Annotated in this window: 23 protein-coding genes and 1 tRNA gene; 13 read left to right on the top strand and 11 right to left on the bottom strand. The window is 39.0% G+C overall.

Annotation, left to right across the window (positions count from 1 at the left end):
* The first annotated feature begins 2 nt into the window (after positions 1 to 2).
* Both MBBTH_RS08265 and MBBTH_RS08260 read left to right on the top strand, forming a co-directional pair.
* The gene (locus MBBTH_RS08265) at positions 3 to 965 is read left to right on the top strand and encodes a cell wall biosynthesis protein (RefSeq protein ID WP_116592574.1); all 963 of its coding nucleotides are present in this window, start codon (positions 3 to 5) and stop codon (positions 963 to 965) included.
* A gap of 4 nt (positions 966 to 969) precedes the next feature.
* Positions 970 to 2,019 (top strand): glycosyltransferase, encoded by a 1,050-nt coding sequence (locus tag MBBTH_RS08260; protein WP_116592573.1) that lies wholly within the window; start codon positions 970 to 972, stop codon positions 2,017 to 2,019.
* A gap of 9 nt (positions 2,020 to 2,028) precedes the next feature.
* Here the strand turns inward: MBBTH_RS08260 and MBBTH_RS08255 are convergent, their stop codons facing one another.
* Entirely contained in the window at positions 2,029 to 3,330 is a 1,302-nt protein-coding gene (locus tag MBBTH_RS08255) for an FAD-dependent oxidoreductase (protein WP_116592572.1), read from the bottom strand.
* A gap of 82 nt (positions 3,331 to 3,412) precedes the next feature.
* Here MBBTH_RS08255 and MBBTH_RS08250 point away from each other — a divergent pair, with 82 nt between their 5' ends.
* The gene (locus MBBTH_RS08250; RefSeq protein ID WP_116592571.1) at positions 3,413 to 3,688 is read left to right on the top strand and encodes a HypC/HybG/HupF family hydrogenase formation chaperone; all 276 of its coding nucleotides are present in this window, start codon (positions 3,413 to 3,415) and stop codon (positions 3,686 to 3,688) included.
* Here MBBTH_RS08250 and MBBTH_RS08245 read toward each other — a convergent pair.
* The 9 genes from MBBTH_RS08245 to MBBTH_RS08205 form a co-directional block, all read right to left on the bottom strand.
* Entirely contained in the window at positions 3,682 to 4,197 is a 516-nt protein-coding gene (locus MBBTH_RS08245) for an amino acid-binding protein (protein WP_116592570.1), read from the bottom strand. The genes MBBTH_RS08250 and MBBTH_RS08245 overlap by 7 nt on opposite strands.
* Positions 4,198 to 4,312: 115 nt before the next feature.
* Positions 4,313 to 4,387: transfer RNA gene (locus tag MBBTH_RS08240), tRNA-Ile, on the bottom strand.
* Positions 4,388 to 4,491: 104 nt separating this feature from the next.
* A complete protein-coding gene (locus tag MBBTH_RS08235) occupies positions 4,492 to 4,776 on the bottom strand; it encodes a metal-sulfur cluster assembly factor (protein ID WP_116592569.1) in 285 nt (94 codons plus the stop codon).
* A gap of 59 nt (positions 4,777 to 4,835) precedes the next feature.
* Entirely contained in the window at positions 4,836 to 5,747 is a 912-nt protein-coding gene (locus MBBTH_RS08230) for a DUF5591 domain-containing protein (RefSeq protein WP_116592568.1), read from the bottom strand.
* Positions 5,744 to 6,241, bottom strand: coding sequence for a TIGR00295 family protein (locus MBBTH_RS08225; protein ID WP_116592567.1), 498 nt, complete (start codon positions 6,239 to 6,241; stop codon positions 5,744 to 5,746). Before MBBTH_RS08225 ends, MBBTH_RS08230 begins: the two co-directional genes overlap by 4 nt.
* A gap of 5 nt (positions 6,242 to 6,246) precedes the next feature.
* A complete protein-coding gene (gene tfe, locus MBBTH_RS08220; RefSeq protein ID WP_394340201.1) occupies positions 6,247 to 6,729 on the bottom strand; it encodes a transcription factor E in 483 nt (160 codons plus the stop codon).
* 251 nt (positions 6,730 to 6,980) lie between these two features.
* Complete coding sequence (locus tag MBBTH_RS08215; protein WP_116592565.1) at positions 6,981 to 8,180, bottom strand: DegT/DnrJ/EryC1/StrS family aminotransferase; 1,200 nt, start codon at positions 8,178 to 8,180, stop codon at positions 6,981 to 6,983.
* Positions 8,181 to 8,183: 3 nt separating this feature from the next.
* Positions 8,184 to 10,073: a polysaccharide biosynthesis protein gene (locus tag MBBTH_RS08210; protein WP_207773357.1), complete on the bottom strand. Its 1,890-nt coding sequence runs from the start codon at positions 10,071 to 10,073 to the stop codon at positions 8,184 to 8,186.
* Positions 10,074 to 10,234: 161 nt separating this feature from the next.
* Positions 10,235 to 11,095, bottom strand: coding sequence for a coenzyme F420-0:L-glutamate ligase (locus tag MBBTH_RS08205; protein WP_116592564.1), 861 nt, complete (start codon positions 11,093 to 11,095; stop codon positions 10,235 to 10,237).
* Positions 11,096 to 11,175: 80 nt separating this feature from the next.
* On the opposite strand from MBBTH_RS08205, the gene MBBTH_RS08200 reads away from it, so the two are divergent.
* The 9 genes from MBBTH_RS08200 (at position 11,176) to alaS (ending at position 19,543) form a co-directional block, all read left to right on the top strand.
* On the top strand, positions 11,176 to 11,748 hold the full coding sequence (locus MBBTH_RS08200) for a pyruvate kinase alpha/beta domain-containing protein (protein WP_116592563.1): 573 nt from the start codon (positions 11,176 to 11,178) through the stop codon (positions 11,746 to 11,748).
* A 120-nt stretch (positions 11,749 to 11,868) separates the two neighbouring features.
* Positions 11,869 to 13,005 (top strand): cell division protein FtsZ, encoded by a 1,137-nt coding sequence (gene ftsZ, locus MBBTH_RS08195; RefSeq protein WP_116592562.1) that lies wholly within the window; start codon positions 11,869 to 11,871, stop codon positions 13,003 to 13,005.
* A gap of 111 nt (positions 13,006 to 13,116) precedes the next feature.
* Entirely contained in the window at positions 13,117 to 13,296 is a 180-nt protein-coding gene (locus MBBTH_RS08190) for a protein translocase SEC61 complex subunit gamma (RefSeq protein ID WP_116592561.1), read from the top strand.
* Between the two features lie 238 nt (positions 13,297 to 13,534).
* Positions 13,535 to 14,005, top strand: a complete 471-nt coding sequence (locus MBBTH_RS08185; protein WP_116592560.1) for a transcription elongation factor Spt5 — start codon at positions 13,535 to 13,537, stop codon at positions 14,003 to 14,005.
* Positions 14,005 to 14,487, top strand: coding sequence for a 50S ribosomal protein L11 (locus MBBTH_RS08180; RefSeq protein ID WP_116592559.1), 483 nt, complete (start codon positions 14,005 to 14,007; stop codon positions 14,485 to 14,487). Before MBBTH_RS08185 ends, MBBTH_RS08180 begins: the two co-directional genes overlap by 1 nt.
* A 183-nt stretch (positions 14,488 to 14,670) precedes the next feature.
* The gene (locus MBBTH_RS08175; protein ID WP_116592558.1) at positions 14,671 to 15,309 is read left to right on the top strand and encodes a 50S ribosomal protein L1; all 639 of its coding nucleotides are present in this window, start codon (positions 14,671 to 14,673) and stop codon (positions 15,307 to 15,309) included.
* On the top strand, positions 15,309 to 16,322 hold the full coding sequence (locus tag MBBTH_RS08170) for a 50S ribosomal protein L10 (protein ID WP_116592557.1): 1,014 nt from the start codon (positions 15,309 to 15,311) through the stop codon (positions 16,320 to 16,322). The genes MBBTH_RS08175 and MBBTH_RS08170 overlap by 1 nt, the downstream gene beginning before the upstream one ends.
* 59 nt (positions 16,323 to 16,381) lie before the next feature.
* Positions 16,382 to 16,690, top strand: a complete 309-nt coding sequence (gene rpl12p, locus MBBTH_RS08165) for a 50S ribosomal protein P1 (RefSeq protein ID WP_116592556.1) — start codon at positions 16,382 to 16,384, stop codon at positions 16,688 to 16,690.
* Between the two features lie 147 nt (positions 16,691 to 16,837).
* A complete protein-coding gene (alaS, locus tag MBBTH_RS08160) occupies positions 16,838 to 19,543 on the top strand; it encodes an alanine--tRNA ligase (protein WP_116592555.1) in 2,706 nt (901 codons plus the stop codon).
* A 57-nt stretch (positions 19,544 to 19,600) separates the two neighbouring features.
* Here alaS and MBBTH_RS08155 read toward each other — a convergent pair whose 3' ends face one another.
* Positions 19,601 to 20,497 carry a hypothetical protein gene (locus MBBTH_RS08155; protein WP_116592554.1) on the bottom strand — a complete coding sequence of 299 codons (897 nt, stop codon included), beginning with the start codon at positions 20,495 to 20,497 and terminating at the stop codon, positions 19,601 to 19,603.
* A 194-nt stretch (positions 20,498 to 20,691) separates the two neighbouring features.
* Here MBBTH_RS08155 and thiI point away from each other — a divergent pair, with 194 nt between their 5' ends.
* Entirely contained in the window at positions 20,692 to 21,846 is a 1,155-nt protein-coding gene (gene thiI / locus MBBTH_RS08150; RefSeq protein ID WP_116592553.1) for a tRNA uracil 4-sulfurtransferase ThiI, read from the top strand.
* Positions 21,847 to 21,964 lie beyond the last annotated feature (118 nt).

Here is a 21,964-nt window from a genome sequence, read left to right as displayed (position 1 = left end):
TTATGATGTATGCGTCGATACTTTTTGCATTAATATACGTTTTTGTTTTATCTGCAATAGGTACAGCAGTAATAGACATTATTTTTAGGTTTTTAGGAAAAAGGGGATACATGGGAAATCTATTCCCAAATGTCCGTGGAGGAATTCCAAGGGCAGTGGGTATCATTCCTTTCATAATACTGTCCTTTTATATGCTGCCTGGATTCAACAATCTTATTTTGATTATTGGTATTTCTGCATTGATCGACGACGTTTTAGGACGTAAGAAATCTCCGTTTGGAATAGAATGGGGTCAACTTTCAAGAGGAATAGGCATATTCTTGGTTATGATTGTAGGCATCCTTGAAGGTTTGGGTGTGTCTGCAATTTTCGTTGCTTTGATGGTTCAGCCATTGAACATTTCAGACATGCAGCCTGGATCAGCCTGTATCGTGACAATCATAATGTCAGTTCTAACAATCCTTGCAATGCTAATAATCGGTTCAGTGCCATATGCTGAGCTTCCTGCCGTTTACACTCCGCTTCTGATACTGGTTGTATGTCTCGGTTACTCACCGCTTGACTTTTCCGGAAAAATCATGTTGGGAGAGGTTGGAAACCACACATTTGGAGTTGCACTTGGATTGGCTTACTTTGTGCTTGGAGGATTATTGGGAGTACTTGTATTCGGATTCCTGACCACAGCACTGATTGCATTCGTTAGAAGACACAACCTAAGAGTATTTTTCAGACAGAAATTAAGGATTCTTGACCCGACATTTGGAGATTATTTCATGGATGTGCTTACTGGTGGAGGATTGGGTGATTTGCTTAGGAAATGGTTCCTGTCAGATAAGCAGTATGACGTGAAAAATCCGATTCTGATTTCACTCGGTTTTAGAAGGCTATTGTACAACCCATATGCATCATATCATAGGAGTTATGTTCCAAAAAACCATATTCCTCGTTTAGGTAAAGGAGAATAAATTCATGAAGGTATTGGTGATAGTTACAGGCAGAGGACTTGGTGGAGATGCCATGGTCGCTCTGAATGTAATAAAAGTATTGGAAAAAAGAGGAATTGAATGCGAAATTGCTCTTGATAAAACCGCTCCAGGAGTTTTGTTTGAAAAGAACGGCTACTCTTGGCATAAGATATCAATCCCTCAGGCAGGAGGTCATTCTGCCACAAAATTGTCTGCCTTAAAAGGCGCTTTAAAACTGATTACCGCAACTTTCAAGGCAAGAAAAGCTATAAAAAAATCTAAAGCTGATTTTGTAATTGGAATTTTAGGTGGAGGCGCCATTGTAGGATCTTTAGGTGCCAAATTTGCAAGAAAACCTTGCTTCTCATTAATATCAACACCTCTAGACTCTAAGGTCTGCCCTAAATTCAATCAATGTTACATTCTGCCTGAACTGGACATGTTCAGATGGGAAAAACTCCCTGCTAATATGGACAAGGCATTCTATCCGTTAGCCGACAATGTGGGTCAGGGCGATGAGAAAATTGCTCTTGAAAAATTGAAGGAATATCCTAACTTTGATGAAAGCAAGAAGACCATCGTATTCTCATCAGGTTCATCCATCTTCAAGGGAACACTCGATGCAATCCACCTTGTGGCCGACAAAACCGACGAATACAATCTGGTTTTGGTGGGAATACCTTTGCATGACGAGTATTACGACCTGATTGATGAGGATAAGATAATCTATGTCGGATACATTGACTGGATTAATCACCTGTTCAAGTTTTCAGATTTGACAGTGCTTACAGACGACGGAGTTTCACTTGAGGAGGCGTTCACCTGTGGAAAGCCTATCGTTGCATTGACCCGCGTGAAATGGGGAAGATACCAGAACATGGCAGGAGTGTTTAAGGGAGCCATGATAGAGTCTGAAGTCAGTGATGTTTGCAAAAGCATTGATGAGGCTTTCGAAAACTATGATTCCCTTCAGGAAAATGCCCTGATTTATGGTAAGCAATGTATGGAAGCCGGTGATTATCTGGTTGACAGGATGTTAAAAAAATTAGAGTAGTGGTTAAAGTCATAACCACATGTTTTTTATTATTTTATAGTTAGTATCGGTTGACGGATGAATCTCAAGGAATTCACCGTAATCGTCCAAATCATAATCCATTCTCATCAGGTAGGATAGGTAAGCCACATCGCTAACGGATGATGGGGAAATGTGATTTATCTTGTTTATCTTGTTTTTGGCTTTATCAAATTCGATTTCGGTGTAGCCTGTTTCTCCATTGAGTATTTTCCAGAATGCGCCAGGACCTCCGATTCCAGGGAAGCTTATTGTCGCCTTGTCATCGTCGCTGAGGTTGCTCTTTTCATTTTCAACAAAACTCACTTCAGTGTTCAGGCTCAATGTTTGAGGAATGCAGTCGTAGCCCACCTTATTTGAATAGCCGGCCATGTTTCTTGCAGCTGTGATGCCCTCCATTCTAGCTACTGGGGTCAGTTGGTATCCTCCGGTAACGTCACCTGCAGCATATACATTGGAGACATTGGTTTGCATCATTTCATTGACCTTGATGGTTTTATCGGCATTCAACTCAACGAAACCCTCTGCGATTTCACTGTTTGGGGTTCTGCCTGTTGCGAAAAATGGAATTCCCTCCAGTTCATCTCCGTCCTCGGTCAGTACCTTGTCTTCAAAGGCTTCTTTAACGTTGGTGTTCTCCAGGATATTGACATTCGGCATGATCTTTTCTAGAACGTATCTTTTTGTATTCTCATTGAGTTCCTTCAGGAATGTGCTGCGGGCAATGATGTTCACCTCGCTGCCGAGTGTGGAGTATATGTTGGCTATTTCACAGGAGATTATTCCTCCTCCAATGATGTTCAGCTTTTCAGGAACGTCGTCAAGCTTTAAGATATCCTTATTGGTCAATCCGTATTCATTTCCCGGAATGTCTGGGATAAATGGGCGCGCTCCTGTTGCAATCAGGAGGTTGTCATATTCGAAGCTCTCATTGTCCACCTTGACACAGTCCCCGTCAATGCTGGCCTCACCGTATATTACGTTGTTGCCGACGCTCTCGTTTTCCATCTGGTTAAGCTTTCTGAGCATGACCTGTGTTTCTTTAATCTTTTCGACTATCTTGTCATATGATATGTCAAGTTGGCTTTTCAAAAATCCGTGTTTGTTAAACCTATTATTTTCATCAATAAATTTTGTAATATCAGTTAATGCACAAACAACCATGCATCCTTCATTTAAACAGGTTCCTGCTATATGATTTTTTTCGATTACAGTAACTTCTTCCCCTAGTTTTCCAAGTTCAAGAGACCCTAATCTTCCCGCAGGACCTGATCCGATAACAACATTTTTCATTCAAATATCTCCCGCTTAGATAGTTTTATATAATACTAACTTTTAATATTAATTATATATTAAATTTTGGAGATGGATAATTATGTGTATTGCGGCACCTGCTCACGTTATTGAGATTAACAGGGAAGATAATTGGTTAGTTGCTGACTTTGGTGGAGCAAGACAACAAGCAAAATTAGACCTTCTACCTGAAGTAGAAGTTGGTGATTATGTTTTAATCCATGCTGGTTACGCAATTGAAAAGTTAACTGAAGAAGCTGCTAAAGAATCTTTAGAAGCTTGGGAAGAACTTTTAGACATTCTCGAAGAAGAAGACATGGAAATGGAAAAAGCAAGAAGTGAACATTTCAATCAGTAGATTGAAACTCTTGTTACTCCTTTTATTTTTAAGAATTCATTTATAAGGTCGCCTTTAACGGGCTCCTCGGTTATTATTGTTAATATTGGACTTTTCTGAAGTTCAGTATCCTCAGCATAAGCCTGTCTTATGCCAATTCCTTTTTTTGATATCAGATTTGTTGTTTTGGATAGGATTCCTTCACTTTCGGATCCGACTTCTATTTCGATTACTCCTAAATCAATGCTTTTGGCAATGTTTTTAAGCAGTGTTCCGGCAGGAATGATGTTGCTGAAGAGGTTGTAGAGTTCCTCATCTTCACGGATTACTTCAATTGTTGATTTTATAGCACGTCTGTCAACATCTGCAGCTGTTGCCAGTGCCTTGTCACTGATTTTGAGGTTTCCACAGTAGATCTTGCCGTCCTCGTTTAGGGACAGTCCCAATTCAATCATTTTTTCCGCAACTCTTATCCTTGCGGGGTATTTCTTGAATTTTTCATTAATCTTTTCCCACATTTGTATCACCATTCCAACTTTTTGTACATTTAAGTTAATATTTGTTGAATGTAATATATATTTGTTAGGGAAAATTTTTAGAAAAAGTTGTCATGTAAGTGAAAAAATCATAAAAATAGTTTGGAAGTAGGCTAGATGGGATTCGAACCCATGACCTCCCGGTTATCAGCCGAGCGCGCTAACCAAGCTGTGCCACTAGCCTATAAATATTTGTGTGACAGTTAACTGTCAACACTTATACTTATGTTGATAACTATATATAACTCTTTCGGTAAATATATAGTTTTTCAATAAAAAATTAAAAATTTATCTATTAATCATTTCGTTAATGGAGTCAGCCATAGCGTGTCCTTCAACGATGATTTTTACATTGTCGATGCCTTCAACGGCTTCAGCTCTGATTTTTGTATCAGCAGCAATACGTGTGATACTCATACAACCAGGGTTGGTTGGTTTAAGGGTAATTTCAGCTTGATCGCCATCAACAGCAATATTTTGTACGATGCCCATTTCTACAATACTTATTCCCATGTGAGGGTCATTAATTGGAGCAATTGCATCTTTAATATCATTTACTAAATCTTCTGACATAATAAGTCTCCTATAATCTATGTTTTTATATTATTACTCAACGATGTTTATATATGTTGTTATTTTTTTAAACGGTGTTTCAACTTAACCGCTATGCCATTGTCACATTCTTCCATCTCACGGCCTGTCATCACAGCCTTGCCGACACCTACAACGGTGTCGTCATGAACAATAACAACCTCATCGTTTGGAATAATGTTATGGTCTGCATTTTCCACTCCCGGTGCAAAAACAGTATTGGTCTGGAGATTGAAATCAATATTGACAATATGGATTCCCAAATCCTTTAAAATTTCACCACCAGGCAAATTAAGTCTGAATAAACCATAATCCTTATTTAACAATGCCAATTGAGTACCGTTCGACAATATTCTTTTATGGTACATTCCTTTTGTCTTGACATTGTCGGGAATGAATTCCTCACCCCCTTCGCCAAACTGATATTTGGCAATTGACTTGAGCTCATGCAAGGTTTTTTCACGCCTGTTGACTCTCTGATGATTTTTCAACTCCATCCTCAAGTTGTAAAGTGAATCTGGAGAGGTCGGACGCTCATTAACGCAGACGTTAACAAAATCATCCATATATGCTTCACATGATTCAAGATATCCTCCTGCGAGGTTTGCAACAACATTCTTTCCTTCACAATACTTGGCTACCAGTCTTCCGGTCTCTTCAATCTCGTCGCTTGACCATGAGCCGGTAGTGCTGACGTCATATGACTGTATCGGGTAGGTGTTTTCAAGTTCCCTAGGGCAAATGCCAAAAGGGGAGGTAACGATAAGCTCCTGGAAGGACCTTGTCAGTTTTCTAAACTTTTGATGGGATTTGGAATTGGAATAAGGTTTTTTCATACTGCATGGCAACAGAACGACAGTGTCGCCTAGGGGTTTCATAATTTCCATTCTTTGTCTCCACCTAACCGCTTCCGGACGGTATAGGGATTCCTCACTTGAACATATTACCTTCATTGTTTCTCCTCAAAAGCTTTTATAAGTTCGTTATCCAGTTTGATCAATCTTTCAATGTTGTCATCACTATCTTCAATGGTTCTCTTCCATTTTTCTATTACAAAATCAATATCAACTTCCCTGCTGCCGCTTACAAGATTGTCGGCATGGGCAACAATTTTCTCCTCAAGTGTCTGGGGCACGTACGATTTCTTTGGAAGTCCAAGTTTTTCAGCTTCGCTTTCGGTAATCCCAGCACCAATATGCCTTTCAATGATATTCAAGACATCATCGTCATAGCCATATCTCTCGGCAATCTTGACTCCTTCAACGGCATGGGTTATTCCATGTGTCCTTGACCTTCCGATATCATGCAGCAATGCGCCCTTTCGTATAAGGTCCTCGTCCACATCATTAAAATTAGCAGCTATCTTCATAGCCTTTTTATAAACTGCCTTGCAGTGGTCTATAACATTTTCTGGAGTATGCTCCTTTTCAAGCAATTCGATTTCCATTTTATCTATTCGATGCTCTTGTTAAATGAGTCCAAATCACTCTCGACCATTTTAATATTTTCCTTAAGCTGGTCAATCATGTCTGAATTATCTTGAAATTGCAATTCCTCGCCGCAAACACATAAGAACTCTTCATCGGAAGCTTCATCAAAGTTATATCTCACATGGCCTTCGGGACAGATGAAAAACATGTTGTTTTCCTCATAAGCCAGTCGATCGTTGAGGGCTTTCAATTCACTTTCGGATTCCTTGTTGATTTGATTGATCAGTTCTTCCTTATCGAATTTCCAGGAATAAGTGAACCATTGAGTTTCAGGATCTTTGCTTCTTTTGTAGTTTGCGATTTTTAAGTCATAAAGTTTATATAATATTTTTCTGACAATGTTGAGTTTTATTCCGGTTTTCTCGGCTATCTCCTCATCAGTTTCAATCCCCTCATCCAATGCGTTGATGATTGGGATGATGGTCTCTTCTACGGTTTCTCTAATGTTGTCGGCAATGAACTGGATGTCTTCCTGAGGCAGTTCCAATGCCCTAATAAGATTGTCAATTCCTTCGGGGGTTTCTCCACCATAATACTCTCGGTATCTTTTTTTAAGATTATCTTCATGTTCTTTTTCAACAATTTGTGATAGTGATTTTTTAACTAATGGATTATTAATCATTTAATTTCCCCTAAAATAAAATTAATAAAATTGATATTAGTTATTTATTTAGTATTATAAATAACTAACTATTTTTAATATTCTTTTAAGATATCCAATAGATTTTCGATAATATAATCTACCTCTTCATCAGTTAGGGTAGAATATATAGGCAGGCTCAATTCATTCTCGAACAGGTGATAAGCATTCGGATAATCCTCAATGTCAAATCCTAAATTTTTATATGCGGTCAGTAATGGCAGTGGCTTGTAATGGACATTTGTGCTTATTCCCGCTTCTTCCATCTTCACGATAATCTCATTTCTTTCCTCTAAACTGAGGCCGTTCAATCTTGTCAGGTATAAATGAGCCGAAGATGCTGAATTTTCAGTGAAATGAACTGGTGTAATGACTTTGCTGTCCTTGAACCCTTCATCATACCTTCTGACAATCTCGTGCCTTCTTTTAAGCATTGAATCATATCTTGATAGTTGCGCAAGCCCGATTCCGGCCTGGATGTCTGTCATGTTGCACTTGTATGCAGGGATTAGAATGTCATATTCCCATGATCCTTTCTGGGTCTTTTCAAGGGCGTCCTTGGTTTGTCCGTGCAGGGAGTAGATTTGGTATTCCTTATAGAGCTTCTCGCTGTCTATGCCATCATGATCTCTCCAGGTCACGGCACCCCCTTCTGCTGTAGTCAGGTTTTTGACAGCATGGAATGAAAAACATGTGAAATCGGCAATGCTGCCGGATTTCCTATCGTTTCTAACGGCACCAAAACCATGGGCTGAGTCGGCAACAACAATGATTCTGTTGAATGCTTCCTGCAAGTCATTGTTTGGTTTGAACAAATCCTTCTTGGATTCGATAATATCATAAATCTTATCGTAATCGCACAGTATTCCTGCAAGGTCAACGGGGATTATTGCCTTGGTCTTTTCGGTAATTGCATCATCTAATTTGGAGTAATCCATTTCCTGTCTGTCGATTTGACTGTCAACCATCACAGGGGTTGCTCCAACATGGTAAATCACGCTGCATGATGCGGTGTAAGTGTATGCAGGAACAATGACCTCGTCACCTTCACCGATGCCCAATACCCGCAGGGTCATTTCCAAAGCGGTTGTGGCGGCACTTAGGCAGACTGTCCTGTCGCTGCCGCAGTATTCGGTAATTCTTTTTTCGAATTCTTTGGTTTTCGGTCCTGTAGTAATCCAGCCTGATTTCAAAGCGCTGATTACCTCTTCAATTTCTTCTTCGCTTATGTCTGGCGGTGAAAATGGAATGTTCATGTTTTATTCTCCGTTAACTTCTTCAGGTTCCTTGTATGTTGGAACGCATGCTTTCATTGTTTCCTTGACATGCTCCTTGGTTGTGCCCTCATCCTTCAAGAGCTCCCTGAACATGTCCAGTTTTGCTTCAATGTCATCCATGGTAAAGTCCATGGATTCTGTAATGAATATTTTATCGTGATTTGTCTTTTGAAGGTTCTCTTCATTCATCAAGAGTTCTTCATATAACTTTTCTCCAGGTCTCATACCTGTGATTTCGATTTCCATATCCTCTCCAAGGGTATATCCTGACAATTCGATAAGGCTTTTTGCCAAATCATAGATTTTAACAGGCTCTCCCATATCAAGAACAAAGATTTCCCCACCTTCGGCGTAGGTGATTGCCTGAAGAACAAGGGCCACGGCCTCAGGTATTGTCATGAAGAATCTTGTAATCTCCTTGTGGGTTACTGTAACAGGTCCTCCGTGTGCAATCTGTCTTTTGAATAATGGCACAACAGATCCGTTACTTCCAAGTACGTTTCCGAAACGGACGGCAACATATTCGGTTGAGCTTTCCTTATCCTTTGCCTGAATGACCATTTCACACAGCCTTTTGCTTGCGCCCATGATGTTGGTCGGGTTAACCGCCTTGTCTGTTGAAATCAGTATGAAACGTTTGACGCCGTATTTGTCTGAGCAGTTTACAAGATTGTATGTTCCAAACACATTATTTTTAATGGCTTCTGTTGGGTTGTTCTCCATTAATGGAACATGCTTGTGTGCCGCTGCATGGAAAACTATTTCAGGGGAGTATCTTTCAAATATGGTCTCCAGCCTTTCATTTTCCCTGATGTTTGCAACGATTGCGCGTATGTCATTGTTTGGATGCAATGTTTTCAGTTCCAATTCAATGTCATAAAGGCTGTTTTCATAATTGTCCAGTAAAACAATTTGTTTTGGGTTATGGAGCATTATCTGTCTGCACAGCTCGGAACCGATTGATCCTCCCGCTCCTGTAACCAGAACAACCTTTCCATTAATCAGGTTCTTGATGTTTTGGTTGTCAAGTTCTATAGGGTCTCTTCCAAGCAGGTCCTCAATTTCAACGTCCCTTAGGCTGCTGAACAGGTTTTCCTTTGTGATTATTTCCTTCAGGCTAGGCAGGACCTTGACTTTCGCATCGGTCTTGTTACATAATTCAAGTATTTCCTTCTTGTTTTTGTTGTCAATGTTTACGATTGTGAAGAATATCTCGTCAATGTTTTCGTTTTCACAAACGGGAATGATGTCATTTCTGTCACCGATGATTTTAACTCCTGCAACAGAATATCCTATGCGTTTCCTATTGTCGTCAATGATTCCAATTATCTCATATTTTCCTTTCAATGAGTGGTTCAATGTCTTGATGATGTCATTGGCGGAATATCCTCCTCCAATAATAAGCAATCTTTTCTTGTTCTTTGAGGTTGGCATGATTCCCTTGTTGACGACATCGTTCAGGAGGACATATCTGATGATTAAACGATATGCAACCATTATTGCCCCAATGACTATACCTACCATCAGGTTAAGCTTGATTGAAGGGTTTACCATCTTCAAAATCACTTCCTCTATCAGGGAAACGATTAATGATGATATCACGGAGAGTACGATGTATAAAATATAATCTTGATTGTTTTCATAACGGATGATGTTGGAATACCTTTTTGATAATCTAAATATAATTTGAAAAACGATTATGGCCAGAACAATACTTATCAAAAGCTCATTTCTTGTCACAACGCTGGTCGGTTCCATGAAAAAGGAGTCTGTAATAAGTACTGATACAAGATAATACCCTAAAACAATGGATATGGCATCTGCTAAGGGCAATAAATAATTCCTATATTTAGCAATACTGTCTACTCTCACAACAATCAATCCGTCTTATTCTTTATATAAAAAATATCTTATAAATTCTAAGTTATAAGCAAATATTTTTATGTAAACTATTGAATATAAAACTTTCTTTCAAATGGCCGCAATGCCTTTCAAATGATTATTATTTTACAATATTGGGCAATTGCGCTTCCTTAAATTTCCCTAATAATAACTGCAGGAGTATGGGTGATTGAATCAAGGTCTTCAATTGTCACTTCATCAATTTCAGAGCCTAAAACGGCCTTGACACTATGTATTGTTTTCATCTCGGTTGAAAGTAATTTCTGATAGTCCTCTGCGATGTTGGCTATTTTCAGTGCGGTTTCAACGTCCATCTTTTCACTGCATCCCAATGGTGTTGAGCCCATGTTTTCGGACAGCTGGCCCTTGACATATCCGAAAAATCCATTGTCGGCGTCAATGCCTTCGATGGCTATCGGAAGGCCTGTGAAGTACTTTCCGTTTTTCATGTAGGTCGCATCGGTGTCAATGATCATCACGCAGACATCCTTTCCGATTTCCCTTTTGATATCCTTTGCAACCTTCTCAGGATTTTCGGGAAGAAGGGAAACGCAGGTTCCAGGGGCGTTGCTCAAGTCAATTCCCGCTTCCGAAGCAGGTTTCAATGCATGTTTAAGGCCATATAGCTGAAGAACCACTTCCTTGTGGGCTTCGGTTTCTTTGGGAAGTCTTCTCAGGTTCTTGATGGTCCTTTCCTTGATTTTCAGGGCAGGTCCAAAAACGTAGCCCCACAGGTACTTGCTCCAAACTGTTGTCAGGAATTTCGCGGTTAATGAGGGGGTGTATTCGGCCTCATCAATCAGCCTTCCCTGTGAAACGGAAATTGGGGTCTCGGCGATTACCAGATAATCTCCATCTTCCATTATTTCCTTTGCCGGATCAATGATGGAGTTCAAATTATCATTTGGCTTGATGTATCCTGTTTCAATGGGAATTACAATATGATTCCCATTTATCACATGCTTGATATTTTTAACTTCGTCGGTTTTCATAAAAATCTTTAATAAAAATAATTTAATATATAATATAACATAGTAGATTTTTAATATATTTATCTATTAGGGATGATTACATGGCAAGAAAGTTTATTACATATTTCGACAAAGAGGGTGAGGACTACACTGATGAATTGATAATGGCTGTTAAAGACAAGTTGGATGCATCTCCAGGCATAAAAAGAATTTTAATCGCTTCTTCTTCAGGAGCATCAGCATTGAAGCTATATGAAGCCATTGATGGAGACATTGAAATAATCAACGTGACCCACCATATGGGATTCAGCGGACCGAACGAGTCAGACATCTCCGAGGACATGGTCGCTAAACTTGAAAAGGTTGGAATCAAGACATATCTCGGAAGCCATGCATTCAGTGGCGCTGCAAGAGGAGTTACCAACAAATATGGAGGATACTCCCCATTGGATGTTGTTGCAGACACATTAAGAATGTTTTCACATGGTGTTAAGGTTGCAGCTGAAATTTCAATAATGGCCGCAGATGCGGGTCTGATTCCTGTCGGTGAAGAGATTATAGCTATCGGCGGAAGGGGCCATGGTGTCGACACAGCAGTTATTTTAACTCCTGTCAATGCTAAGGACCTGTTCAAGCTACAATTCCACGAAATTATTGCAATGCCAAGAGACTAAATTATATTCATTTGTCAAGATATGTTTCTTAAAAATTTATATATGAGTTTAATTTAAATATTAGTTACAATAGAAATATTCATAATATTTATTATATAGCAGAGTAAGTGGGGTTAATTTGTGAAATTTATAGATGATGCAATCAAAGAATCAGAACAAAGAATGGAAGAGAATACACCAAATAAGCTCTCTTCAGACATCGATGATGAGCTTACAGAGATTATGAAAGGTGTTAAAACTAATATATTTGTTGTTGGTGCTGGTGGAGCAGGAAACAACACTATTTCAAGATTAAACGAAATGGGTATCGAAGGCGCAACAACTATTGCAGTAAATACTGATGCTCAAGATTTATTTTACAGCCAATCCGCTAAAAAAGTTCTTTTAGGTAGACAAACCTCTAAAGGATTAGGTGCAGGTGGAGACCCATCTGTCGGTGAGGAATGCGCTGAAGAAAGTGAAGATGAAATCAGAGATGAATTAGAAGGATCAGACATGGTATTCGTTACCTGTGGTCTTGGTGGTGGAACAGGTACAGGTTCAGCTCCAATCATTGCTAAAATTGCTAAAAAATTAGGAGCATTAACCGTTGCTGTTGCTACTATGCCATTTTCTGCTGAAGGTATCAAAAGAAGAGAAAACGCAGAACAAGGTTTAGAAAAACTCCAAGATGCTGCTGATACCGTAATTATTATACCAAATGATAAATTATTAGAAGTCGCACCAAACTTACCATTAAACAAAGCATTCATGGTTTCTGACGAAATCTTAGGAAGAGCTGTTAAGGGAATCACTGAACTAATCACTAAGAAAGGTCTTGTAAGTTTAGACTTTGCTGACATTAGAAGCATTATGAGTGGTTCTGGAATGGCTATGATTGGTATGGGTGAATCCGATACTGGCGACAGAGCTTTAGAATCAGTACATGAAGCATTAAGCAGCCCATTATTAGATATCGACATTTCAAATGCAACCGGTGCATTGGTCAACATATCTGGTAGTTCTGACTTAACATTACATGAAGCTGAAAAAATTGTTCAGGTTGTTGCCGATAAATTGGATCCTGAAGCAAACATTATTTGGGGTACTCAAATTGATGAAAGTCTCCAAAATACTGTTAGAACCACAGTGGTTGTTTCAGGCATTGAACCTAATTACAATGCAGGTAAAACTTCAGATATCGAATATGCTGAAGAAAAAGAACAATCTGAACCTGCTAGCGATGAATTAGATGATTTTATTGATGGAATTTTCTAATTCTATCTTTTAATTTTTTTTGTCTAATGCAAACATTTATTAATGTTTAAGTTAAAAATTATCTTATTACTATTATTTTATTATAATTTAATTTTATTTTGGGTTATTTAAATGAATGTACAAGAAAGTTTCAATAAGTTTATTAAAGACAGCAAAAGAGTATTAAAAGTATCAAGAAAACCTGATGGAAAAGAATACCTCGAATTAGCTAAGATTTCAGCAATTGGTGTTGTTATCATCGGCGGTATCGGATATATCATTGTCTGTTTAGGTCACGTAATTGGTATCTAATACCATTCATTTATTTTTTGATCCATCAATTATAATAAAATTTTTGTAATGCTTTTTTCTTAAGATTTTTCGATTTTTGGAAAAGTTTTAAATACTACTATTTTACATAGATATTACTATTATAGAAATCTTATTTTTATAGAATTTTCATTCTTAAAAACAATGGCTTCTATAATATTTTTAACTTAATGTATGATTTTATTAACAAATAAAAACTTTAAAAATAGGTGAATTTTTCATGGAAGATACTAACAGTACCATATATGCTCTAAAAACCTCCGCAGGTCAAGAGAGAAATGTTGCCAGGCTCTTAGCCCGTAAGGCTAGAACCATTGATGGCATAGGTATTTCTTCAATTCTTGTCCCTGAATCTTTAAAGGGGTATATTTTAGTTGAATCTTCAACAAAAATAGATCTTAGGAATCCTGATTTGAAAGTACAACATTTAAGAGGTGTTGTTGAAGGTAGTGTTGGTATTACCTTTGATGAAGTTAAAAGATTCTTAAAACCAGAACCTATTATTTCCTCTATTCAAAAAGGAAGTATTGTGGAACTCATTTCTGGTCCTTTCAAAGGAGAAAGAGCAAAAGTGGTTCGTATTGATGAATCACGTGAAGAAGTCGTTCTTGAGTTAATAGAAGCTGCAGTACCGATTCCGGTTACTGTTAAAGCTGATCAAATTAGAATAATTCAAAAGGAGGCTGACTGATGGCTAAAGATACAGTCGAAGTTCTTATCGAAGGTGGAACCGCTACTCCTGGACCACCATTAGGCCCTGCTTTAGGACCTCTCGGTATTAACATGATGCAAGTTGTAGAAGAAATTAATAAGAAAAGCGCTGACTTTGCAGGAATGAAAGTGCCTGTTATCATTAGCGTAGACAGAGACACCAAAGATTTCGAAATTGAAATCGGTACTCCGCCAACTACTGCTCTCATCATGGAAGAATTAGGCATCGAAAAAGCTTCTCACGAACCAGGTTTAGACATTGTCAATGACTTGCCTATTGAAGCTGCTTTAAAAATCACTAGAATGAAATTTGATTCATTATTATCTAATGATTACAAAGCAGGTATCAAAGAAGTTATGGGAACCTGTGTAAGTATGGGATTATCTGTTGACGGTAAAGACCCAAGAGAAGCACAAAAAGATGTTGATGCTGGAGTATACGATGATATCTTATCAGAATAGATATTGTCTAGTTGAAATTTAAAATTAAGTTAATAATACAGTGTATATGATGTTATAATTACGGTTATAATTGATATACTGTTTTTAATTCATGCAATCGTTGAAGAATTTTTTTCTTGTAATCGATACTCATGAAACCAAAATGAATCCAATGAACATTCAAATGTTCATGGGGGTTGAATAATGACACAAGATGTAATTAACGCGGTGAAGGAGGCAAAAGAACAATCAAAGCCGAGAAACTTCACTGAGTCCGTAGATATTATTATTAATATCCGTGACTTAGATGTCAAAAAACCAGAAAACAGGTTTAATGAGGAAGTTACTCTTCCTAACGGCCGTGGCAAAGAGGTAAAAATCGGAGTCATCGCTGACGGGGAACTCATTGTTCAAGCTAAAGATGCTGGTCTTGACGTTGTAATCAACAAACAGGATCTAGAAGAGTTTGGAAAAGACAGAAAATCCGCTAAAAAAATGGCTAACTCTGTTGATTTCTTAATAGCTCAAGCTGATATGATGCCATTGGTAGGTAGATTCCTTGGTCCAGTTCTTGGTCCACGTGGAAAAATGCCAAAACCAGTGCCTGCAAGTATCAAATTGGATCCTCTTTTAGAAAGATTACAAAGCACTGTCAAAGTTGGTGTAAAACAACAAGCTTCTATTCAGATTGTTGTTGGAAGCCAAGACATGTCAGACGAGGACATAGCTGAAAATGTGGAAACTGTTCTTACAGTCTTAGACCGCAATTTAGAAAAAGGAAGAAGTCAAATAAAGTCCATGTTTATTAAAACAACTATGGGACCAGTAGTGAGGGTGATCTAATGGCTCATGTTGCTGAATGGAAAAAGGAAGAAGTTAAAGAGCTAAAAGGTATTATTGGCGAATACGATGTTATCGGTATCGTCGACTTAGTCAACATTCCTGCAAAACAGCTCCAAGAAATGAGAAAATCTCTCAAAGGAAAAGCTGTTATCAGAATGTCTAAGAAAAACCTTATTGATTTAGCTTTCGAAGATTGTAATGCTGATAAAACCAACATTGTTGATTTGTCCGAACATATGGATGGTCAAGTTGCACTTATCGCAACCGAAATGAATCCTTTCAAATTGTACAAAATATTGGAAGACAGCAAAACCTCAGCTCCTGCAAAACCGGGCGCTGTTGCTGAAGAAGATATTATTGTGCCTGAAGGAGACACAGGATTCGAACCAGGTCCATTTTTAGGTGAATTACAACAAGTAGGTATTCCTGCAAAAATTGATAAAGGTAAAATCTGCGTTCAAAAAGAAACTGTTGTAGTCGCAGCAGGCGAAACAGTATCCAAACAAGTTGCAGCAACTTTATCAAGAATGGATATTAATCCAATGGAAGTAGGAATTGATTTAAAAGCAGTATATGAGGAAGGTTCAGTTTATACTTCTGATTTACTCGCAATCGATGAGGAACAAACATTAGCTGACATACAGAACGCATTTAGAAATGCATTTAACTTATCTGTTAATGCAGCGATCCCTACTGACGAAACTATTTCCACTATCATTACTCTTGCATACACCAGAGCAATTAATGTCGGTGTAGAAGCAGCTATAATGACTTCAGAAACTTCAGAACCAATCATTGGTTTAGCACAAGCTAAAATGTTAGCTTTAGCATCCGAAGTTGCAGACGCACCTGGTGCTATTGATGACGAATTAGCTGAAAAACTTTCCAATGTTGCTGTTGCAGCAGCTCCAGCAGCAGAAGAGGAAGTTGTTGAAGAAGAAGAGGAAGAAGAGGAAGAAGAAGAAAATAGTGAAGAAACAGCAGCAGCTGGGTTAGGAGCTCTGTTTGGTTAAATTTAAAATTTTTAATATTATAAAAAACTAACACTTTAAAACAAACTAATGGTGATAACATGGAATATATATATGCGGCAATGATTTTGCACAGTGCAGAAAAAGATATTAACGAAGAAAATGTTAAAAGTATTATTGAAGCAGCAGGAATTGAAGCTGATGACGCAAGAATCAAAGCTTTAATCGCAGCTTTAGAAGATGTAGACATCGACGAAGCTATGGAAACTACTGCTATGGCAGCAGCAGCACCTGCAGCTGCACCTGCAGCAGCAGCTGAAGCTGTTGAAGAAGAAGAGGAAGAAGAAGAAGAGGAAGAAGAAGCTTCTGAAGAAGCTGCAGCAGCTGGATTAGGTGCTCTCTTCGGATAGATTTTTTAAATCTATCACCTTTCTTTTTTTTATTTTTTTGTATAAAATTTGACTATTTTTGATACTTTTTTTACGAAACTTTATTTTTACTGTTTTTTCTAACCGATTTTTCATTAATTATTTATTAATTAAAAAATATAGTTATTAATGATTAATATGGTAGAAATTTTTGACGAACTTGGTTATAAAAAACAAACATGTAAAACTTGCGGACAGGAGTTTTACTCACAGGTGGATAGAGACACTTGCGGGGACGCTCCATGTGATGAGTATGAGTTTATTGCAAATCCTGCAACCGACAAGCCATACAATTTATATGAGATCCAGAAAGTTTTTAGAGAATTTTTAGAAAGTGAAGGACACACACATGTCCCAAGATATCCCGTTTTGGCTAAAAGATGGAGAGATGACGTATTTTTAGTTGGAGCATCAATCTTCTGTTTCCAGCCTTGGATTACCTCCGGCCTTGTCAAGCCTCCGGCAAATCCTATTGAAATGGCCCAACCTTCAATCAGACTGAACGATGTGGACAACGTCGGTAGGACAGGCCGTCACATGACCTGCTTCACAATGGGAACCCACACAGTCATCAACAAGGAAGACGATTTCATTTACTGGGAAGACCGCACAATCGAATTGTGCCACAAATTCTTCGAACACATTGGAATCAACACTGAGGAGATTACCTTCATCAAGTCCTGGTGGGCAGGCGGAGGTAATGAGGGACCTTGTTATGAGGTTTGCTGCCGTGGTGTGGAACTTGCCACTTTGGTATTCATCCAATACGAAACTCTTGAGGATGGATCCAAGAAGGAAATCCCAATCAAGGTTGTGGACACCGGTTACGGTCTTGAGAGAATCGCATGGATTTCACAGGGAACTCCAACAGCCTATGACGCATGCTTCGCTCCTGTTGTTGACAAGCTAAAAGAGTTGACCGGAGTTGAGATCAACGAGGACATTCAAGGAAGAAATGCGCAAATCGCCGGAATGATGGATATCGAGGATATTGGGGACCTGAAGGAACTCAGGCAGCAAGTGGCTGACAGCCTCGACTTGTCATTGGAAGAGTACCTGAAGGCGGCAGAACCTATGGAGGCAATCTACATCATTGCCGACCACACAAGATGCCTTGCATTCATGATTGCAGACGGAATCATTCCTTCAAACGTGAAAGAGGGATACCTGGCAAGACTGGTTTTAAGAAGAACCATCAGGTTCATGAAGGAATTGGACATGAAGGAATCCCTGGCTGATGTCATGGCAATACAGCTTGATTTCCTGTCCAAGTTCTATCCTGAGATTCGCGACTCCGAGGAGCACATCATGAACATCATCACTCTTGAAGAGGAAAGATACGCAGCAACAGTCAAAAAAGGAAGAAGCATAGTCAAAAGGTCCATCAAAAGACTTAAGAAAGAGGGCAAATCAGAAATGCCTCTTGACATGCTGATTGATTTGTATGATGCCCATGGAATTCCTCCTGAAACAGTCGTTGAGATGGCAGGTGACGGATTTACCGTAAATGTTCCGGATAATTTCTTCACACAGGTTGCAGGAGCTCACGAGAAGGACACAACAAACAAGAAATCCACATTTAAAGTAGACTTCCCTGAAACCGATTTATTGTTCTATAAAGATTTCTACCAAGAAGAGTTCGAAGCGGAAGTTTTAGGATTAGTTGAAAAAGATGGGGACAAATGTTTAATCTTCGATAAAACAGTATTCTACCCTGAAGGAGGAGGCCAACCTTCAGACATAGGTGAGGTTTCCATAGACGGAAATGTCTTTAAAATGAATCATGCTGAAAAGATTGACAATGTCGTATTGCACCATGTAGATGGTGACGTGACTGATGACATGGTTGGCAAAAAAGTCACAGGCAAACTTGACTGGACAAGAAGGATAACCCTTGCACGCCACCACACAGGAACACACCTGGTCATTGCAGCGGCAAGAAAAGTGCTTGGTCAGCACATCTGGCAGGCAGGGTCACAAAACGGCCTAACCCGTGCACGTATCGACCTTTCACATTATAAACGTATCACACAGGAAGAGCTGAATGAAATCGAGAAATTGGCCAATGAATACGTAATGGACAACATCGACTTGGACATCCAGTTCCACACAAGGGACGAGGCACAGGAATTATACGGATTCGTACTATACCAGGGGGGTATCGTTCCTGGAAAAATGATTCGTGTGGTCAAAGTTCCTGGAGTCGACGTTCAGGCATGTGCAGGTACACACGTACTGAGGACAGGTGTGGTCGGGCCGATTAAGATCAACAAGACCGAAAGGGTTCAGGACGGTGTTGAGAGGATTGACTTTTCAGCAGGGCTTGCGGCAATCGATTCAATGCAGCATGACGGTGAAATCCTGCGTGAAAGTTCAGGAATCTTCAAGGTTGAAAACGACCAGTTGCCAAAAACCTGTGACAGGTTCTTCTCCGAATGGAAAGCACAGAAAAATGAGATTGACCGTCTGAAATCAGAGATTGCAAGCTTAAAGATGAACTCATTGGCAGACGAATACGATGAAATCAACGGCTTGAAGGTTGTTCACCAGCTGATTGAGGCTGACTTCAAGGAGCTTCAGAAAATGGCAACCGACTTCACTGACAACGGCAAGGCCGATGTTGTCATCATGGGAAACAGCGACGGTAAAATCGTTGGTGCGGCTTCACAAAGTGCAATCGACAGTGGAGTCAAAATCAATGAGATCATCAAGACTGCAGCAGGCGTTTTAGGTGGTGGCGGCGGTGGCCGTTTGACCTTGGCACAGGGTGCAGGTAAAAATGCAGACAAAATGGATGAGGCCATCCAAACTGCAGTTGATTTAATTCAAGGATAATCCTTTTATCCTTCCTTATTTTTTTTTAAAAAGATAAAATAAGAGAGTGTTAATCTCTTATCTGGTTAAATACCAAACTTTTGTTTCGATTGGTTTGTAGCCTTTAATAGGTTTTACTTTTATGTCTTTCCAACCATAGAATTTGTCCGCTTTTAATTTTGCTGTCTTTGAAATGATTTTTCCAGTCTTTTTGTTTTTAAAGTAGAATTTTGCCTTGTAAATCATGGAATGAGGGAATCCGTCAAGAGGATTTTTGACATCATAAGTTTTTGCGTACACGCCTTTTTTGAATTGAGCATCCCTAGGTTCGTAGAATGTCCAGAGAACATCCCTTTTGTTTAGTTTCTTGGTTGCTTCAATTCCATATTTGTTTTTCTTCATCTTGATTGTGGTTTTCTTTTTGGCTTTGCCGTAAATAAATATGTGTCCTGTTTCCTTTATCTTGAACCTCTTGTCGGGGGTGGTCACGGTAACCTTGTATGTTCCGACTTTCAGGTTTTTGACGTTCAATATCTTTGCTTCCCCTTTATTGTTGGTTTTGACATGGTAAGTTTTGGTCTTTTTGCCGATTTTGACCTTAACCGTTAGTTTGAGGTTTTTATGGTATACAAGTTTGGAATCATCATTGTAGCTGTACACTTTCACTTTGAATGTTTTGCTTTTTTTGTGTATGAATTCCTGGCTGCAAAAGACAGTTGGATTGATTTTCTCGCTTTTGGGAGCATTCTGTTGTGTGGTGTTTTGGTCAGTTGTGGTTGATGCATTGCCATCTGCAAAACCGGTTTCTCCACTCGAATTTCCATTTATCTCATTAAAGTCATCGCTATACTTTATTTGAGAATCATTATTGTCAATGCTCAGATTATCGCCATCCTCTGTGGCGCAAACCCCTCCGATGCATAGCAATGTCAGAATGGCTATTGCCATGATTCCTATTAAATTCTTCATTTTCATTCTGTCACCTTAAATGTATTGGATATATTACATTTTATGAATCTACATAAAAATAATTTTACATTACGGTTCTGCCACTACAAAAATTTTATTAACATTGATTTTGAAAGATTATACTTGCTGTTATATTTAAAACTAGTATAGAAGGGATTACTGTTTTTTTCAGCGTGTACTAAACTTTAAGAGTTGTTTGAATGAATTATGATTTAATAATTGCTAGATATGGTGAAATAGGACTTAAAAGTCCTAAAATAAGGTCACGTTTTGAAAGAAAGCTAGTTAAGAATATCAAAGCTACTTTTGAATGCGATGTAGAAAGAAACCAGGGAAGAATCTATATTTGTCCTGATGATTTTGAAGACGGTGTGGAAAAGCTGAACCGGGTGTTCGGTGTCGTGTCATACTCTCCCGCAACTTCAACACATACAAGTTATGAAGACATTGATAAAACATTGACAGAGTATGTGGAGGATTTGGTCAGTGAGAATCTGATTGACGAGAACACAAAATTCGCAATCAAGTGCCGTCGCGTGGGTAAACATGATTTCACCTCCCAGGAAATGGCTGCCCATTGCGGTGGTGTCGTAAGGGATGTGGTTCTGGCACCGGTTGACTTGACAAATCCTGATTTGACAATATTCGTTGAAGTCCGTGAAGAGAGGACTTTCATTTTCCATGAAAAGATTAAAGGCCCTGGCGGATTGCCTTTGGGAACACAGGGAAAAGTCGTTGTGCTTTTATCAAGCGGAATAGACTCTCCTGTAGCTGCATATCTTATGATGAAAAGGGGATGTGAGGTTGTTGCGCTTCACTGCAACAACGATCCTTTCGCAGGTCCGAAGGTCACAGAGCTTTTCAACCAACTCGTTGACCAACTAAACATTTACGCCAAGGGAACTCCAATCAAAAAGCGAGTAATCGATTACGGTGAGTATCTGCAGGCCGCCAAGGACAACGCCCCTGAAAAGATGACCTGTGTTTTGTGCAAGTCCGGAATGTATCACATAGCGGAGAAATTGGCACAAAAGCTAGGTGCAGATGCAATAGTTGACGGAAGCAGCGTTGGCCAGGTCGCATCACAGACACTGTCAAACATCCTTGCAACAAGATACGGCGTTGAAATGCCGATATTGTCACCGTTGATAGGGCTTGACAAGGAGGAAATCACTGCCATTGCTAAGGAAATCGGAACGTTCGAAATCTCCAAAATAGATGATGGAGGGTGCAGTGCAGTTCCAAAATATCCTGAAACCCGTGCGGATTTAGAGCGCGTTAAGGAGGCTTGCGAGGCCATGAACCAGGATGTTGAAATAGAAAAGGCCTTTGAGAATATTAGAAAATTAGATTAATATTCTTTTCTTTCACTTTTTTTTTAAATTACATAATTCTAATCATAATAATTAAATACTATCCAAATCAAAAATAATAAATGTCTAGTAAATAATAATTTACTAATTCGAGGTATTT

This window comes from Methanobrevibacter thaueri (genome assembly GCF_003111625.1).
GTDB lineage: Archaea > Methanobacteriota > Methanobacteria > Methanobacteriales > Methanobacteriaceae > Methanocatella > Methanocatella thaueri.
Note: the sequence above shows the minus strand (reverse complement) of the source record. Positions and strands in the feature narration are given on the sequence as shown.

What these genes read in the sequence shown, in the direction of transcription:
- MBBTH_RS08265 (WP_116592574.1), top strand. Translation starts at nt 3, where the DNA reads ATGATGTATGCGTCGATACTTTTTGCATTAATATACGTTTTTGTTTTA.
- MBBTH_RS08260 (WP_116592573.1), top strand. Translation starts at nt 970, where the DNA reads ATGAAGGTATTGGTGATAGTTACAGGCAGAGGACTTGGTGGAGATGCC.
- MBBTH_RS08255 (WP_116592572.1), bottom strand. Translation starts at nt 3,330, where the DNA reads ATGAAAAATGTTGTTATCGGATCAGGTCCTGCGGGAAGATTAGGGTCT.
- MBBTH_RS08250 (WP_116592571.1), top strand. Translation starts at nt 3,413, where the DNA reads ATGTGTATTGCGGCACCTGCTCACGTTATTGAGATTAACAGGGAAGAT.
- MBBTH_RS08245 (WP_116592570.1), bottom strand. Translation starts at nt 4,197, where the DNA reads ATGGTGATACAAATGTGGGAAAAGATTAATGAAAAATTCAAGAAATAC.
- MBBTH_RS08235 (WP_116592569.1), bottom strand. Translation starts at nt 4,776, where the DNA reads ATGTCAGAAGATTTAGTAAATGATATTAAAGATGCAATTGCTCCAATT.
- MBBTH_RS08230 (WP_116592568.1), bottom strand. Translation starts at nt 5,747, where the DNA reads ATGAAGGTAATATGTTCAAGTGAGGAATCCCTATACCGTCCGGAAGCG.
- MBBTH_RS08225 (WP_116592567.1), bottom strand. Translation starts at nt 6,241, where the DNA reads ATGGAAATCGAATTGCTTGAAAAGGAGCATACTCCAGAAAATGTTATA.
- MBBTH_RS08215 (WP_116592565.1), bottom strand. Translation starts at nt 8,180, where the DNA reads ATGAACATTCCATTTTCACCGCCAGACATAAGCGAAGAAGAAATTGAA.
- MBBTH_RS08205 (WP_116592564.1), bottom strand. Translation starts at nt 11,095, where the DNA reads ATGAAAACCGACGAAGTTAAAAATATCAAGCATGTGATAAATGGGAAT.
- MBBTH_RS08200 (WP_116592563.1), top strand. Translation starts at nt 11,176, where the DNA reads ATGGCAAGAAAGTTTATTACATATTTCGACAAAGAGGGTGAGGACTAC.
- MBBTH_RS08190 (WP_116592561.1), top strand. Translation starts at nt 13,117, where the DNA reads ATGAATGTACAAGAAAGTTTCAATAAGTTTATTAAAGACAGCAAAAGA.
- MBBTH_RS08185 (WP_116592560.1), top strand. Translation starts at nt 13,535, where the DNA reads ATGGAAGATACTAACAGTACCATATATGCTCTAAAAACCTCCGCAGGT.
- MBBTH_RS08180 (WP_116592559.1), top strand. Translation starts at nt 14,005, where the DNA reads ATGGCTAAAGATACAGTCGAAGTTCTTATCGAAGGTGGAACCGCTACT.
- MBBTH_RS08175 (WP_116592558.1), top strand. Translation starts at nt 14,671, where the DNA reads ATGACACAAGATGTAATTAACGCGGTGAAGGAGGCAAAAGAACAATCA.
- MBBTH_RS08170 (WP_116592557.1), top strand. Translation starts at nt 15,309, where the DNA reads ATGGCTCATGTTGCTGAATGGAAAAAGGAAGAAGTTAAAGAGCTAAAA.
- rpl12p (WP_116592556.1), top strand. Translation starts at nt 16,382, where the DNA reads ATGGAATATATATATGCGGCAATGATTTTGCACAGTGCAGAAAAAGAT.
- alaS (WP_116592555.1), top strand. Translation starts at nt 16,838, where the DNA reads ATGATTAATATGGTAGAAATTTTTGACGAACTTGGTTATAAAAAACAA.
- MBBTH_RS08155 (WP_116592554.1), bottom strand. Translation starts at nt 20,497, where the DNA reads ATGAAAATGAAGAATTTAATAGGAATCATGGCAATAGCCATTCTGACA.
- thiI (WP_116592553.1), top strand. Translation starts at nt 20,692, where the DNA reads ATGAATTATGATTTAATAATTGCTAGATATGGTGAAATAGGACTTAAA.